Here is a 14990-nt window from a genome sequence, read left to right as displayed (position 1 = left end):
GACAACTAGGCGCTTGCTTTGTCGAGCAACGGAAGAGGAGGCAGCTTGTCTTCGGTGCTTGCAGTCGTATCCAATTCCAACTGTTCCTGTCCGCTGAGCGCGGACACTTTCCCACGATAGGTTTTCAGATGACGCTGCGCAGTTTCGAAGGCCTCCTGCGCTTTATTCAGATTCTTGCCGACATTTTCGAACTGGTTCTGGAAGAAGTCGAACGATTTTTGCGCCTTCGCAAGTTCGGCGCGACTCTTCTCAAATCCTTTGGCAACCTCATACCATTTGTGGACAAGAGAAATCGTATGCAGCGTCATCAGCAACGTGTTCGGCGAGACGGGAAACACATGTTGCTGGTTCATCCAGTCGCCAAGTTCGCGGTTGCGGATCACTTCCATATATAGCGTCTCGCTGGGTAGATACATCAGCGCAATGTCGGTCGTGCCGCTCTCCGGCTGGATGTATTGCCGGATGCGTTTCGATTCCGCCTTCATCACGCGCACCAGTTCGATGCGCGCCAATTCGATTTCCGCCTTGTCATTGCTTTCAAAAAGCGCGATCACCGATTCGCGAGGGAACTTGGCGTCAATCGGGAGCTTGCGATCCGGAAAGTAAATGACAGCATCGGCGCGCCCTCCGCCCTCGCCGGGCGATGCTTGCAATGCAAACATGTGGGCCGGCAGAAAATCCGCCAGCAGCCGTTCGAGGCTGGCTTCTCCAAACTGCCCGCGCAGGTGTGGCAGCTTGAGCAGGTTATTTAGGTCGTTGATGGAGTTCCCCAACACGCCCACTTCGCGGAGTTGCTCCTCGGCGTTCTTCAAATGTTGCTGAACTTTTTCAAACTGTGCGAAGCCTTCCTTGATGTTCTGATCGAGCTTCTGCTGCACCTGGTCAGTGATCGCCATTAATTTCTGGTCGACCCGATCGCGGATGGAATCCAGGCTCTGCGCGGTCTGTTGATTGAGTTTGTGAAACTCCGATTGCAGTTGCTGGGTCGTCAGCAGCAGAGCGCCGGCCAACTCCGTGCGGCCCTCAGCCAGACGCCGAGTCTGCTCTTCCCGGCCCGAAGCGAGCTGCTGTTCCACCGCGCCGCGAATCTCTGAAAAGCCTTGCTGGATGCGGTCTGTGACCTGTTGGCGGAGGTCCCCTTTGGTCTGCTCCAGGCGACTGGCCATGTCGGCAGTAGCGGCACTGAACTTCTGGCCAAGGGACGTATTGAGACCTTCGATCTGGCCCGCAACTTCCGCTTTTACATCCACTTGCGAGGCCATCGACGAGCGGCGCAGCAGGACCAGTGAAACCCCAAGCAGGGCAAGGGTTCCGGCGAGCACGACAACTAGCAGTAATGTCTCCATCGTAAGTAGCTAGGCTGAATTCTAGAGGCTAGGGTCGGAGATGGAAAGCGGAACTTTGACGCCTTCTGGCAACAAAGAACTGGAGCCGCGACATGCTTCGAACCTGGATCGTCGTTCTCGCGCTGGCCACGATTGGATGGGCGCAGAACGCCGCGCCCGCCGAAGAGCATGCGGTCGCGTCCGGTGCAACAAAATCCACTAAGCCCACCCCCAAATTGCTCTCGGCGGCCCTGCCTTCCATCACCGAGGACTCCGCCGCCGAGAGTGAATTGCTTGCGCTGGCCAACCAAAGCCGCCAAAACGCCGGTCTGCCTCCGCTTCGCATGAACCAGGATCTAATGGACGCAGCTCGCGCCCATGCCCGGCTGATGATTCAACAACGGCAACTTTCTCATCAGTTCGATGGCGAACCGAATCTGCTGAAACGCCTGCACGCGACCGGAGTTCCACTCAATAGCGTGGGAGAAAATGTCGCCTACAACGCCAGCGCGGAAAAGGCCTTCAACTCGTTCATGAATTCGCCTCCGCACCGTTCGAACCTGCTCGATCCGGACTTCAACGCCGTGGCCTTCGTGGCCATTTGGAGTGACGGGCAGTTATATGTCGTACAGGACTTCGTGCGGCAAATCCCGGACATCACTCCGGTCTCCAGTCGAAAATAACCAGAGCGAATCGTCCTCTAGCGACAACGTCGCACACGAGGGCGCACCGTGCCCCATCCGGGAGCTCGCCGCACGAAGCTCGTCGCTCTGTGCTACTCTGCCTCATCTGGCCTGGCATTTATGGAGACCCCTGCGCGAATTCGCATTGGGACGGCCGGCTGGTCGTACAGAGATTGGGATGGAATCCTCTACCCGCCCGAAGTCACCCGAAAGAAAATTCATCCCGTAGAATTTCTGGCGCGATTCTTCGACGTCATCGAAATCAACACTTCCTTCTACGGACACATTCGTCCGGAACTGGGGCGGTTGTGGTGCCGGAAAGTAGCGGCAGTGAATCGCGATTTTGTTTTCACCGCGAAACTGCACCAGTCGTTCACACACTCGCCGCTGTCGGTGTCGGAACCGACTTCGGCCGCTAGCATTCGTCCTAATGACAAAGATGAACGATTGGCACGCGAGGGCCTCGATTCCATGGCTGCGGAAGGCAAACTGGGCGCGCTGTTGATTCAGTTCCCGGTTTCATTCAAGAACACCAGTTTGAATCGTGAATACCTGGAACAATTGCTGCGGCAGTTCATTGAGTATCCGCGTGTGGTGGAAGTCCGACACGAGAGTTGGGATCAACCCGAAACCATCGCTGAGTTCATGCGTTCCAACGTTGGCTTCTGCAACATCGATCAGCCGTTGCTGGGAAGATCCTTGGCACCGACCGAGCATGTGACGTCGGGCTTGGGATATGTCCGTCTTCACGGCCGCAATTACGATCAGTGGTTCGACACCGACAATCGCGATGACCGCTACAACTATCTCTACAAGCCGGCAGAACTGGAACAGTGGAGAGAGAAAATCGAGGCAATCGCGCGAAAGGCCGAGATCACGTACGTGATCGCCAACAACCATTTCCAGGCAAAGGCAGCCGTGAATGCCCTGCAACTCAAGCATCTGTTAGGCAGGCAGAAAGTTGTTGTGCCAGAAATGCTGTTGAAGAGTTATCCGGAGTTGAAAGGTATCGTCGAGATCAAAGACGAAGACGAAAACGGAAATTATTCTCTGCTGGCGTGACCCTCTGGTGTCCCGTGAATCCGAAGCCCGCGGATTGACATCTATTTTGCATGCGCGTTGATCGTTTTTCTGCAGACGTCCTCTCGACCTCGGAAATCCGCAATGGTGAATTACCTGATGACAGTACGCGCCATCAGGATTTCGGTGACTCCGCTCTGCTTGATGCTTATTCCCGTGCGGTGATGACGGCGGTGGAAAAGATCGGCCCGTCGGTAGTGAATGTCGCGGTCCATACTGCGGGAAAGACCCGCTCGGGCGAGCCGCGCGACCGGCGTGGTGGCGGATCAGGATTTGTGTTTACCCCCGATGGATTGATTCTCACGAACAGCCATGTCGTCCACGACGCGACCCGGATCGACGTCACTCTGACGGACGGCCGCAGAGCACCGGCTCACATCGTCGGTGACGATCCTGCCAGCGACCTGGCGGTGATCCGGATTGATGCTCCCGGTTTGCAGGCAGCAGAACTGGGCGACTCGCAACAACTGCGGCCAGGACAGATGGCGATCGCGATCGGCAATCCCTACGGATTCCAGTCGACGGTAACCGCCGGGGTCGTTAGCGCGTTAGGGCGATCGTTGCGAGCCTATTCAGGACGGCTGATCGAAGATGTCATCCAAACCGATGCAGCGTTGAATCCGGGGAATTCGGGCGGACCGCTCGTCAATTCTGCCGGGGCCGTGATCGGCGTCAATACAGCGACGATTTTGCCGGCGCAAGGAATCTGCTTTGCGATCGGGATCAACACCGCAAAATTTGTCGCCAGCCGATTGCTCCGCGATGGACGGATCCGGCGCAGTTGGATCGGTGTGTCGGCACAAACAGTCCCGCTCCATCGGCGCGTGGTGCGCTTCTATAACCTGCCCAAGGAAAGTGGCGTGGTAGTCGCGGGAGTGGAAGAGCGCAGTCCGGCGCGCAATGCCGGCTTGCGCGAAGGCGACGTGATCGTGGCGCTCGACGACAAGCCCGTCGCTGGCGTGGACGATCTGCACCGTCTGCTGACGGATGCCCAAGTGGGAGCGCGTTGCACGCTAACGGTGATTCGCTATACCGAAAAAATCAATCTGTCGATCACGCCGACGGAAGCGAGTTAGGAAGGAAGGTCATAGGTCATAGGTCACAGGTGTCGGGTCAGAGGAAACCCGAGCCTGTGCCAGTGGCCTGCGGCCCGCGACCCGCTCTCCTGAAGTTCCCTTCCGCTCCCGCCGATAACCTGTATGGCCCAACATGTCCCCTTTCTTTGAAGACCCGGCACTCTATCGCTCGGTGCTCGAGAACTTGCCGATCGGCGTCTACGTCCTCGACCGGGACCAGCACGTCCGCTTCTGGAATCGCGGCGCGGAACGACTCACGGGACACTTGGCCCATGAAGTCGTAGGACAAGTCTGTGCAGATTCCCTCCCTCATTTCGATCCTGAGGGCCGGGTCCTGGCGGGAGATGATTGTTCGATTACTACGACCCTTCGGGAGGGACGGGCAGTTCATAGCCGTGTCTTCACGTTGCACAAACAAGGCCACCGGCTGGCCGTTCTGATACGCACCTTGCCTTTGATCGACGAAGACGGTCTGGTGATGGGTGTCGCAATCGCATTCGAAGAGGCTACCTCGGCATCGATGGCAGAAACCAACACAGCTCTGATGTGCGGATGCCTCGATCCGCTCACGGGAGTTTCGACGCGACGCATGACCAAAGCCGTCCTAGCGGAGAGCTTGGTCGAGTTGGAGGAGACGCGCGCCGGACTGAGCCTGTTGCGTATCCGGATACTAGGGCTGAAAGAACTCTCGCCGCATTACGGCGTCGACTCTGTCGCGGTATTCCTGCGCACTTCGGTGCAAACCATACGGCACAGTCTGCGGGCGGAAGACTTTCTTGGACGCTGGGGGGATGACGAATTTCTGGCGATGCTGCATACCGGGAGTCCGGTCAAAATCACAGCGATCGCAGAAGTGATTTCGCAACAGATCGCGCAGTCGGAAATCTCGTGGTGGGGCGACCGCTTTCGATTGCAGGCGGAGGTGGAGTGGATCATCGCCAGCCCGGGCGACAAGCTGGAAGAGCTTTTGGGCCGCATGAAACCCATCCACACAAACGAGAATGCGGCTGACGCAAGCGCGAGTGGCGAGGCGGGATCCGCCGCATCGCAAGGATAAAGTTTCTATGTTTGCAATCATTGGGATCGTCGTCGTCTTCGGTTGCATTGTCGCTGGCTATCTGATGGAGCACGGCAATCTGAAAGTGCTCCTGCAGCCGGCGGAATTGGTCATCATCGGCGGAGCCGCCGCGGGTACAGTCTTGATCGCGAATCCGCTGAATATCCTGAAAGAAATTGTTAGCGGTGTGATGGGAGTGTTCGGATCCTCGGCTTACACCAGCAAACGCTATACCGAGCTTTTGACGATGATCTTCGAATTGTTGAATAAGGCTCGCAAAGAAGGATTGGTTGCGCTCGAAGGTGACGTAGAAGATCCGGGCAAAAGTCCGTTGCTGTCGAAGTACGCGGGATTCGTGAAAGATCACCACGCAACGAATTTCCTGTGCGACACCATGCGCATGGCGATCAGCGGCGGCATTGAGGCCTTCGATCTCGATCAGATGCTGGAAGGCGATCTCGACATCCATCATCATGAAGGGACGCTTGCTCCTGCCGCGCTCAACACCATGGCGGATGCTCTTCCCGGACTCGGCATCGTCGCCGCCGTGCTGGGTGTCGTCATCACCATGGGAGCATTGGGCGGGCCGCCGGAAGAAATCGGCCACAAAGTCGCTGCAGCACTGGTGGGAACATTCCTGGGAATCTTGCTGTGCTACGGGTTGTTCGGACCGATCGCCCAACGCATGAGCAAGAGCGCCGACGAGGAACGCGCGTTCCTCAACGTGTTGCGAGCCGCCGTCATCGCCTTCTTGAAGGGGATCGCTCCCGTGTTGGCAGTAGAGATAGGACGACGGGCGGTGCCGGTGCACGTGCGGCCGTCATTCAAGACTGTCGAAGACGCGTGCCGTGCTCTTAAGGCCGGGGCAAGCGCGGCGGCTCCCGAAGCTGCAGCCGCGGCTTCTGCCGGATAGTCTCCATGCCGACACCGCCCATCATCATCAAGAAAAAGATCAGCCACGGCGGACATCATGGCGGTGCCTGGAAAGTGGCCTACGCGGATTTTGTCACTGCGATGATGGCCTTGTTCATCGTTCTCTGGCTGCTCAATACCAACAAGCCCGTGCGGGAAGCCGTCGCAGGATACTTCAAGGATCCCTCCGGCACCGCCACGAAAATCGGGACCAATCAGGTTGGCACCGGAGAAAGCGTCCTGCTCAAAAAAGAGGACATGGCCGACCTCAAGAAACATCTGGAGAAGAAAATCGAGAGCATGATCGACATGCAGAAGTTAAATAAAAATATCGAGATGACGATTACGGCGGAAGGGCTACGCATCGAACTACTCGAATCCGACAAAGGAACATTTTTCGATAGCGGCAGTCCAAACCTAAAACCGAATGGACAAGAAATTCTGGGAATGCTGGCCGTACAACTGGGCGAAGTCCCCAATCATTTATCGATTGAAGGACACACCGATGCCAAGCCGTACGGAGCGAGGGGCAGCTACAGCAATTGGGAATTGTCTGCCGACCGCGCCAACGCGGCTCGACGGTTGATGCAGCAATCCGGATTACGTTCCGACCAGGTGGCACAGGTGCGAGGCTTCGCCGATCAGAGGTTACGCAATCGTAAGGATCCGCTGGAAGCCTCGAACCGCAGGGTGTCCATCATTGTGCAATATCTGGCCGGTGATGGGCCTGCGAAGGCTCAGGAGGCAAAGAAAGGCGAGCTGTCCCCTGAGAACGCGGCGAAGTCGGAGGCGGAAGCGAAGCCTTCGGAAAAGAGTCCCGAAGGCAAACCGTGAGGGAGAGAATTTTTCGGACAAAAATATGGGCTAGCCATTTGGCTAGCCCGAAAGATTGCGTGCTTGTTGCGTGCTATGCGGTACGGTTACTCAAGGTTACTTTAGTGACCTTGTCCGTTAGCGCGTGTTTGTAGGAAGGTGTGGTTGCAAGGGATCGCAATTCCACCCCTTCTTGGGTGGGCATACTGGGATTGGTCCACCGTCCGGAGCGGGAACTCTGGGGACGGCGGCTAATACGTATGTTCCTGCCAGACCTACCAGCAGAATCAACGCCCTTAGCGAACGTTTCATTTGTCTTTCTCCTTAGGGTCCACATAGAAAATAGCCTCAAAAACGAGGCAGTTCTCCACGCGCCGCGGATTATACACCACGTCTAATGTTCAGATTCTTTGACGTTTATCCGCGGATCGACAGATATCGATCCCTACAGAGTGTTGGCGGGGATGCTGAGCGTCCAAAACTAAAGCGATTTAGTCGTCACAAAAACATGCTTTTACTGACGTTTACTTAATGTAATTGTTGATTGTTTCAGCGGCTTTCCGGAAGAAGCCCGATTGGGCCTCCAAGATTGCTCTTGACAGGGTTTTTCAGGAATACTCGTCCACCAGGAGAGAAGTGGTCAGCTGCGGTTTGAGGAACCGGCCTTGGCGGCCTCCGCTTTTTCCTCAATCGAGCCGGGCGCTGATCCACGAGAGAATGCCCGTTCGACCATACCTTCAAACATCGGAATCAACGACGAATCCGAAGCTGCGGCGTTAGGCGCTGCTGCGGTCTGTATGTCCGCCAGGCTGCGTTCCCAGCGTTGCGTCTGAAGATGATTGCTGGTTCCGTCACGGACAGAACTTCGGGCGACTGCGTATGCCATCCAGATCACGATCGCTAGGTCGAACATTAGTCCATTGATCAGGTTCATCGGCTGTTGGTGCAGATAGCCTCCCGCATATAGAGCGAGGAGAATGAGTTCAACCGATGCGAGCAAACCAAATCCAAGCGCGATACCGAAGCTTTGCTGCTTTTTCGATACTCCCAGAAACTGCGCAAAGAGGAGCAGGAACAGGATCAATCCACACTGCACCATTCGTACGGATCGTTGAAGCAGGGTTACCGCTTGCGAGAGAGGATCGCCGTGGGACGAGTTGGAAAAAGCCACGACCACCGAAACCAGCAACATGACTAGTCCGGTCCATTTGAATAACACGGTCCCCAAGTCCTTCAGCATGTCATAAGGACGGAAGACGTCGAGGAAGACTTCGTGAATCACCCGAAAGCTGAGCAGTGCGCTGATCGCCGCGCCGGTCCAGTAGACGTAGAAATACAATTCATAGTGATCAGCACTGCGTATTGGAAACGTAACGGAGAAGATTGCGATCTGAGCAATGAGGTAAGTGAAGAAGACCGGAAACACTTTATGCATCTTGCGGCGCCACATCACGACCGCGACAGCGCCCTGCAGCAGGGGCTGTGCGCACCAAAGATAGGTCCCGATCTGGCTGTACAGTTTCATGGGCTCGTGTGGGGAAACGCAGCCACCGGCTAATCAGTTGCATCCCTTCCCTCTACCTTAAGCAGGTCCGGAGCAATGGTCAATCTACCGAGGTAACCTTGGTAACCATTACCTTGACGGCGCGGCTAAAGGTCAAAAGGGGCTTTGTCGAGGCGCTGGCGCTGGGATCTAAGCTTGGCTTGTGGCTGCAGCCTGGTGCGCTCCAGTGCCGATTGTGACGACATAAGCCCGGTTTAGGAGGCTGGAGGGCACCTGCGAGCGATCGCGCGAGGTGATGATCACGTGGTAGTCATTACTGGCCCGGAGACGCTCAAAAACCGAGGTCGCTTCCTGGGGCTCAACGAGGGCCAGATGGCGCAGGAAGGCAAATACGTCCGTGGTTGGCTCCAGCCCAGCTGCCACGTAGGAAATCTCAACGTCCTCGTGGTGGAAATGCCATCCGAGCGAAGCCGCTAAATGGACGGCGCGCTCGTATTGAGCAGTTTCCAGAACACCCGGCTGGGGATTGTCAAACACGATGCGCAGTTTGCGTTCGTCTTCACGGCTGAACTCGCGCACCTTCAGAGTGCCGGTGCGGGCGGTCGCTTTCCAATCGACGTGACGCGCGGAATCTTCCGGCAGGTACTCGCGAATACGGTAAAGATCGTTTCCGCGACCGCGCACAAAAGCGGCCAGTTCTCCGGTCACCATGGGCAGCACATCGAAAAATTCCTGCGGAGGCTCGACCGCTGGATACACGATCACTTCCCGAGCCAGCGCCACGCGGCGCGTCTTCAATAGAAATGCAAATGGGAACCGGGTGGCGAGGCCGAAATCCTTCTCGCGATAACAGCCACGCGCAGGAAAATTCATTTCCAGGTCGGCACGCAATTCCTGTCCCGCCGCGAGAAACGGAAAATAGACAGTTTGTTGAAGAATTGGTTTGCCGGGATTTTCGATCACGCGCCGCAGACGGCGATCCGGCACGCGCACCCACTGACTCTCCACCGGCCGGTTGCGAGGCAGGCCCAATGTGTACGCTTCCCACTGCCAACGCTTCCCAGCCTTACGTTTGGAAGGCACGACACGAATCGAAAATGATGGCAGCCAACGACTGATATTGCGAAGCAGCAAACGAGCCAGCAATGGCCGACCGGCAAAGACATGCTCGGGAAGATGGACGTCGAGTTCAAGATGGCGCAACACCAGCGCCGATGCAACCCCGGAAACCAGAATCGCAGATAACAGTGCCGCAACCACAATGTAGAGAAGATTGTTTCCAGTGTTGATCGCGGCGATCCCAATCACCAGCGTGATACCGATGTAGACCATGCCGGCGCGGGTTACTTCGTAATCCATCGCGTCGCGGACCCGGGCAGCGACGACCTGGCGTGCCAGATAGGGCACGGTCGTCAGTCCCACCATAACGGCCAGCAAGAGCGCGGCGGAGGCGAGGATGACCGTCGTCCAGACGTTGCCGGATTCGCCTGCGACGGTCGAAAACAGAGCTGCGGCGAATGCCAGGATCAAACCCACAATGGCAACGAGAAATCTTACCCACACCTGGGAAAGTCCAAAGCTGGAGTATTTCGCTGCCGGGACGGTCGAGTACAGGGTCGCTTCAGCCTTGCTCATCGTTCCCATGGCAGTGAAGGCTTTGGCAGTCAATGCGTTTCCTCGGGCTGATAGACCCGGCGTACCCATCCCGTGGCCGTCTTCTGGGCACGATCGGAAAAGCCCGCAATTCGCGGGAAGCGAGTCCGTACCTTGGTGAGCAAGTGATGCGCCCAGACATACTCACTCGACAGTATCGTCAAACCGATAATGATGAAAAGTACGCCCTGCATAAAAGGCAAGAACAGGCCAATCACGCCGAGGATGATGAACACCCAGCCTGCAACCAGCGCCAACGCCTTTTTCACCGCGCGATTCATTGCTCTCTGAGCATATAGATGCGCGGACGACCTGAGAAAGTAACGGAAGATACCGTCTCAACGATTATTTTTGCGAATCGCGATGGTACCTCCGCCAGAGAACCGGTATCAGGATCAGCGCCGCAATTCCCACAACGATATTGAAGCGCCCGAGGACGTGCTCCAGTTCGTCCCAATGCTTGCCAAAAAGGTAACCTGCCGTGGCAATCGCCGTCACCCAGACGGCTGCTCCCAGGAGGTTGAACAGGACAAAGGCCCGCCATGGCATACGGAGAACACCTGCTAGTGGTCCCGCAAAGATACGCAAACCAAAGATGAATCGAGCAAAAAAAATAGTGGACGCACCCCAGCGCGCGAACAGCTTCTCGCCGCGCTCGATGGCGGACTGGGGTATCCGCAGGATGTGCCGGTAGCGCTCGAGCAGCGGGCGCCCACCATGGTGGCCAATCGCGTATCCCAGGTTGTCGCCGATCGCCGCGGCAACGGTGCCAACTACGATGATCCAACCCAGGTCGAGCTTGTGTTCCGAGTAGGCTAAGAAACTGGCAAGCAGGAGCGTCGTCTCGCCCGGCACGGGAATGCCGGCGTTCTCACAAAGGAGTGCCAAAGCCACCGCCCAATAACCGTAGTCAGCAATAAAGGTGCGGAGGAAATCGAAGATAGCTTGCCCCATTCAGAATTAGTGTATCGCCTGCGATGGAATGAATTGCGCTCACTCGTCCAACTTGTTTGATCAATCATCCTGAGCGAATCTTTGATTTTCATCCTGAGCGAAGCGAAGATGACAATTCTGGAGTAGTGGCTCAATTTTCAAGCTGACAAAAAACATCCCGAAGGGACAAATGAAAATAGCCCGCCAGTTTACTGGCGGGAAAGGCGCCATTTCTGAAGTCCAGTGCCGGAGGCACGACTGAATTTCTCACCGGACGCATCCCCGAGATCAGTCGTCCCGCCGGGACTGCAGGTCCCACCGCGCGGGCCTAACCCCGGCGTTGAAAACGCCGGGCTATTGTCATTTGTCCCGCCGGGACTCTCTGCACTGGGTTGAAGTGCAGTCCTGCCGGGCCGCAAGGGATTGGATTAGGTCAAAAACTGAGCCACTGACAATTCTTGTTGGGATTTGTGCAGGGAGACAAATTGTGAGACGAGAACGGAGGTGCGGAGTCCTCAGATCGGCTTCTCTTCAAGAAATTCCAGCAGTGCCCGGTTGAAATCCTCCGCAGCCTCTTCATACGGCAAATGACCAACGCCTTTGAATGCGACGAGCCGGCAATTGCTGAAGCATTCTTCAAGTCGTTTCGCGGATCGAAATGACACAGCGCGATCCCGCGTGCCCCACATCAGCAAAGTAGGATAGTGACGAATCTTCGAAATTGCTAACTCCAGGTCGGCGAGATCCCCCAGCCACGTTCGGACGATATTCTGGCCATGCCGAAAACCGTGATTCTCGACAACTGGCCGGCGATACCCTGCAATCGAGTCAGGTGGAATTTTCGATCCATCGCCGAACATGCGGCGCAGCCACAGGTAATCCAAGAAGCGCCAACGGGCAACAGTGTTCTGAAACAGGAAGGAGCCGACTCTTCCTCCGATGAAGGGGGCGAGGAGACGGCCGTGCCTGGACCACGGATTCACAGGCGCCACCAGCACCAGTCGCTTGAGCCGATCATCGCCGCGTTCTGCCGACAAGGCAGCGGTCATCATCGCAACCGCTCCTCCGTGCGATGTACCCAGTAGATCGAAATCGGTGATGTCGAGAGCGTCCACAAATTGCAGGATGCGTTCGGCAGACGCGCGCATCGAGCAATCCAACCCGTCCGGAGACTTGGAGAATCCCGCCCCAAGATTGTCTACCGCATAAACCGTGGCGTGAGAGGCTAGAGCAGGAATCGAAAATCTCCACGAAAACGAGTACCCCATCAGCCCATGAATGAGGATCAGCGCTCGTCCCGTGCCCGCCTGTAGGTAGCGCATCCGACCGACAGGCAAGGTCGCCCACCGCTCTTCCCACACCGGGCTACGGGCCTCCGAGTCGGAGGAACCCAGATGCTCCTGGATCATTTTTTCTTTGATCTTTGGCTCTTCGGTGGGCAACTCAAACCTCGCGATCGGAGTCTATCTATGTGATAACGCCTCTGTCGCTTCTGGAAGGGGGAACTGAGCCTAATCAGTTCCCCCATTTGTTTTGGTTAGGCTTCGGCTTTACGCTGCCGGGGCGACGGTCTGGACTTTTTTTCTTTTCCTGCCCAGAAGTTTTTTCAGCACCCGGATTCCCTTGTCGACGTGCTTCTCTTCCAGCATGAACGGTGGCAGGAACCGCAGGACCGTATCCTGCGTCGCGTTGAAGAGCACGCCTTCGGCGAGGCCTTGCTCGACGAACGGACGCGCCGGGATGTCCAGCACGATGCCCTGAATAAATCCCCGTCCGCGTACGGATTGTGCAGCCGCATATTTTTCCACCAGCATCCGAAGCTGCTGCTGAAGGTATCCGCCAACCCGGTTGACGTTCTCAAGCAACTTCTCTTCTTCCACAATCGCCAGATATTCAAGTCCGACGCGGCATGCCAGAGGGCCGCCGCCAAACGTGGTGCCGTGTTGTCCCGCAGAAATTGCGGTCGCGAAATTTTCGCGCGCGATAAACGCGCCCAACGGCAACCCAGCCGCGATCGGCTTCGCGATAGCGACGATGTCGGGAGTGACTCCAAACGTCTGGAACGCGAACAGATTACCGGTGCGGCCAAGACCACATTGGATCTCGTCGAAGATGAGCGCGGCCTGATGCCGATCACAGAGTGTCCTGCACTCGCGCAGGAATTCCACCGAACATTCCAGGACGCCGCCCTCACCGAAGATTGGTTCCAGCACGATCGCACAAGTCTGATCATTGATGGCGGCGCGCAGGGCTTCGATGTTGTTCTGCGGAACGAAAGTGACGTCATCGAGCAGGGGCTCAAATCCAGCGCGATATTTATCCTGTCCTGTAACCGACATCGCCCCAAAAGTGCGGCCATGATACGAGCCTTCCAGGCCCACCAGCCGGCACTTGGCATCGCCGCCAGCACGGTGGCCGGCCAGACGCGCCAGTTTGATCGAGCCCTCGATTGCCTCGGTGCCGCTGTTCGAGAAAAAGACACGGTCGAGTCCCGAGAGTTTCGTGAGACGCTCGGCGAGTTGGCCCTGGTATTCGTTGTAGTAGAGATTCGAGATGTGAATCACGCGCGCGGCCTGCTCGCGGATGGTCTTCACGATCCGTGGATGGGCGTGGCCGAGCGCATTGACACCCAGGCCGGATACGAAATCGAGATACTTCTTGCCCTCGAAGTCGTAGAGAAAAACTCCCTTCCCTTTTTCCAGGGCCACGGGATAACGGTTATAGGTTGGAAGAAGGCAGCGCTTCTCAAGGTCGATGATTTGTTCCAGGCGGGACATATCTGAATTGTAAAACGAGAAGGCCGCGGCGTGTTCCCCGCAAACGGGTCAGGCTTCGCCCTCGGGTTCCGCCTTCTGTATCCCGAGCGGATCTTCAGGGTCCAGGCCAGCAGCGCTCATAATGGCCCGTCCCAACTCCTCGGCGGACACGCTGCCTGTGGACACCACATCCTCTTCGCACTCCGCGCGAGTGTGGGCGACGAATCGGTAGCCATGTCCGACGACAGTCTGGAGATATTGTGGCTGGCCGGAATTGTCGTCCAGCGCCTGGCGCACTTTTCTGATGGCAGTATTAATGCCCTGCTCGACGTCGACAAAAACGTCCTTGCCCCAGAGCACGTCGGCGATCTCGTCACGCGTCACCAGTTTTCCCTGATGATCCACCAGGAACATCAGCAACTGCAGAGGCAATCCTTCCAACTTGATTGGACTGCCATCGCGAGACAATTGGAAACGGCCAAAATCGAGCACGAAATCGTCAAACCGGACTTTCTTTTCAGGCACAGAAAATGCCCCCATTTGAGTTGGCCAGTTTAAGAAAAAATTGCTACGGGCGCGTTACGTTCAAGCATAGCTAAGTCACATAGTGACACGGCGCCACAAAACGTATCGTCGAATAAAGCATTCGTCCGGGAATTTCCTCCCAAACTTCGTTTTGAAGCCGCCCCGCGCCTTCTTCAGATCAATTCAGACGGCTTCAGACCGGCTCCATGGACGTTTCTCTCGATCCGGTTCAAGATCGTTTCACTTTGTGAGGAACTGATCAAGAAGTTCTTCACCGAGACTCCCGATTTTCACAACGGAGAAACGATTTATGAAAAATGCGAAGCGGATCGTGCCAGTGACGCCGGACGTTGACATTGTCGACGAAATTCCGGGAAGCCGGGCAGAAAACATGCGCGCAAGACTGCGCCCGCCTCGCAAGTGACTTTGCTCGCCGCAAGTCAGCGGCGAGTGAGCATGGAAGGGTGCGGGAATTCGGGGAAAATTTCCGTACCCTTCCATTTCTGACCGAGTTTTTAGGAACGATTCTTGGAGGCTCCTGGCCCATCGGCCGTTTTAAGACATCCACACGCTCCGCTTTCCCGCCACCCTACCTCGCACGCCCCCCTTCCAGGCATACAGGAGCCCCTTTTTTTGCAGATAGTTAGCCACATTTCCCCAAAATTGAGCTATT

The 14990-nt window shown here is 56.5% G+C and carries 14 protein-coding genes; 6 read left to right on the top strand and 8 right to left on the bottom strand.

Annotated elements, in window-relative coordinates:
- Nucleotides 1–5 precede the first annotated feature (5 nt).
- A complete protein-coding gene (gene rmuC / locus HY010_05000) occupies nt 6–1346 on the bottom strand; it encodes a DNA recombination protein RmuC (GenBank protein ID MBI3475068.1) in 1341 nt (446 codons plus the stop codon).
- A gap of 92 nt (nt 1347–1438) precedes the next feature.
- Here rmuC and HY010_04995 point away from each other — a divergent pair, with 92 nt between their 5' ends.
- The 6 genes from HY010_04995 (at nt 1439) to HY010_04970 (ending at nt 6967) form a co-directional block, all read left to right on the top strand.
- The gene (locus HY010_04995) at nt 1439–2008 is read left to right on the top strand and encodes a CAP domain-containing protein (protein ID MBI3475067.1); all 570 of its coding nucleotides are present in this window, start codon (nt 1439–1441) and stop codon (nt 2006–2008) included.
- A 48-nt stretch (nt 2009–2056) separates the two neighbouring features.
- Entirely contained in the window at nt 2057–3070 is a 1014-nt protein-coding gene (locus HY010_04990; protein ID MBI3475066.1) for a DUF72 domain-containing protein, read from the top strand.
- A 50-nt stretch (nt 3071–3120) separates the two neighbouring features.
- A complete protein-coding gene (locus HY010_04985) occupies nt 3121–4164 on the top strand; it encodes a trypsin-like peptidase domain-containing protein (GenBank protein ID MBI3475065.1) in 1044 nt (347 codons plus the stop codon).
- A gap of 133 nt (nt 4165–4297) precedes the next feature.
- Nucleotides 4298–5221, top strand: coding sequence for a diguanylate cyclase (locus HY010_04980; GenBank protein MBI3475064.1), 924 nt, complete (start codon nt 4298–4300; stop codon nt 5219–5221).
- A gap of 7 nt (nt 5222–5228) precedes the next feature.
- Complete coding sequence (motA, locus tag HY010_04975) at nt 5229–6134, top strand: flagellar motor stator protein MotA (protein MBI3475063.1); 906 nt, start codon at nt 5229–5231, stop codon at nt 6132–6134.
- A 5-nt stretch (nt 6135–6139) separates the two neighbouring features.
- On the top strand, nt 6140–6967 hold the full coding sequence (locus HY010_04970; GenBank protein MBI3475062.1) for an OmpA family protein: 828 nt from the start codon (nt 6140–6142) through the stop codon (nt 6965–6967).
- A gap of 619 nt (nt 6968–7586) precedes the next feature.
- Here HY010_04970 and HY010_04965 read toward each other — a convergent pair.
- The 7 genes from HY010_04965 to HY010_04935 all read right to left on the bottom strand — a co-directional run bounded on the left by HY010_04965 (nt 7587) and on the right by HY010_04935 (nt 14317).
- Nucleotides 7587–8471 carry a hypothetical protein gene (locus HY010_04965; GenBank protein MBI3475061.1) on the bottom strand — a complete coding sequence of 295 codons (885 nt, stop codon included), beginning with the start codon at nt 8469–8471 and terminating at the stop codon, nt 7587–7589.
- A gap of 168 nt (nt 8472–8639) precedes the next feature.
- The gene (locus HY010_04960) at nt 8640–10118 is read right to left on the bottom strand and encodes a DUF58 domain-containing protein (GenBank protein MBI3475060.1); all 1479 of its coding nucleotides are present in this window, start codon (nt 10116–10118) and stop codon (nt 8640–8642) included.
- The gene (locus HY010_04955) at nt 10115–10384 is read right to left on the bottom strand and encodes a PGPGW domain-containing protein (protein MBI3475059.1); all 270 of its coding nucleotides are present in this window, start codon (nt 10382–10384) and stop codon (nt 10115–10117) included. Before HY010_04955 ends, HY010_04960 begins: the two co-directional genes overlap by 4 nt.
- 64 nt (nt 10385–10448) lie before the next feature.
- A complete protein-coding gene (locus HY010_04950) occupies nt 10449–11057 on the bottom strand; it encodes a DedA family protein (GenBank protein ID MBI3475058.1) in 609 nt (202 codons plus the stop codon).
- A 494-nt stretch (nt 11058–11551) separates the two neighbouring features.
- Complete coding sequence (locus tag HY010_04945) at nt 11552–12478, bottom strand: alpha/beta fold hydrolase (protein ID MBI3475057.1); 927 nt, start codon at nt 12476–12478, stop codon at nt 11552–11554.
- Nucleotides 12479–12586: 108 nt separating this feature from the next.
- Nucleotides 12587–13813, bottom strand: a complete 1227-nt coding sequence (locus tag HY010_04940) for an aspartate aminotransferase family protein (protein MBI3475056.1) — start codon at nt 13811–13813, stop codon at nt 12587–12589.
- A 48-nt stretch (nt 13814–13861) separates the two neighbouring features.
- The gene (locus HY010_04935; protein MBI3475055.1) at nt 13862–14317 is read right to left on the bottom strand and encodes a winged helix-turn-helix transcriptional regulator; all 456 of its coding nucleotides are present in this window, start codon (nt 14315–14317) and stop codon (nt 13862–13864) included.
- Nucleotides 14318–14990: the final 673 nt, after the last annotated feature.

This window comes from Acidobacteriota bacterium (assembly GCA_016196065.1).
GTDB lineage: Bacteria > Acidobacteriota > Terriglobia > Terriglobales > Acidobacteriaceae > Acidiflorens.
Note: the sequence above shows the minus strand (reverse complement) of the source record. Positions and strands in the feature narration are given on the sequence as shown.

What these genes read in the sequence shown, in the direction of transcription:
- HY010_04965 (MBI3475061.1), bottom strand. Translation starts at nt 8,471, where the DNA reads ATGAAACTGTACAGCCAGATCGGGACCTATCTTTGGTGCGCACAGCCC.
- HY010_04950 (MBI3475058.1), bottom strand. Translation starts at nt 11,057, where the DNA reads ATGGGGCAAGCTATCTTCGATTTCCTCCGCACCTTTATTGCTGACTAC.
- HY010_04980 (MBI3475064.1), top strand. Translation starts at nt 4,298, where the DNA reads ATGTCCCCTTTCTTTGAAGACCCGGCACTCTATCGCTCGGTGCTCGAG.
- HY010_04940 (MBI3475056.1), bottom strand. Translation starts at nt 13,813, where the DNA reads ATGTCCCGCCTGGAACAAATCATCGACCTTGAGAAGCGCTGCCTTCTT.
- HY010_04970 (MBI3475062.1), top strand. Translation starts at nt 6,140, where the DNA reads ATGCCGACACCGCCCATCATCATCAAGAAAAAGATCAGCCACGGCGGA.
- HY010_04955 (MBI3475059.1), bottom strand. Translation starts at nt 10,384, where the DNA reads ATGAATCGCGCGGTGAAAAAGGCGTTGGCGCTGGTTGCAGGCTGGGTG.
- motA (MBI3475063.1), top strand. Translation starts at nt 5,229, where the DNA reads ATGTTTGCAATCATTGGGATCGTCGTCGTCTTCGGTTGCATTGTCGCT.
- rmuC (MBI3475068.1), bottom strand. Translation starts at nt 1,346, where the DNA reads ATGGAGACATTACTGCTAGTTGTCGTGCTCGCCGGAACCCTTGCCCTG.
- HY010_04985 (MBI3475065.1), top strand. Translation starts at nt 3,121, where the DNA reads ATGCGCGTTGATCGTTTTTCTGCAGACGTCCTCTCGACCTCGGAAATC.
- HY010_04995 (MBI3475067.1), top strand. Translation starts at nt 1,439, where the DNA reads ATGCTTCGAACCTGGATCGTCGTTCTCGCGCTGGCCACGATTGGATGG.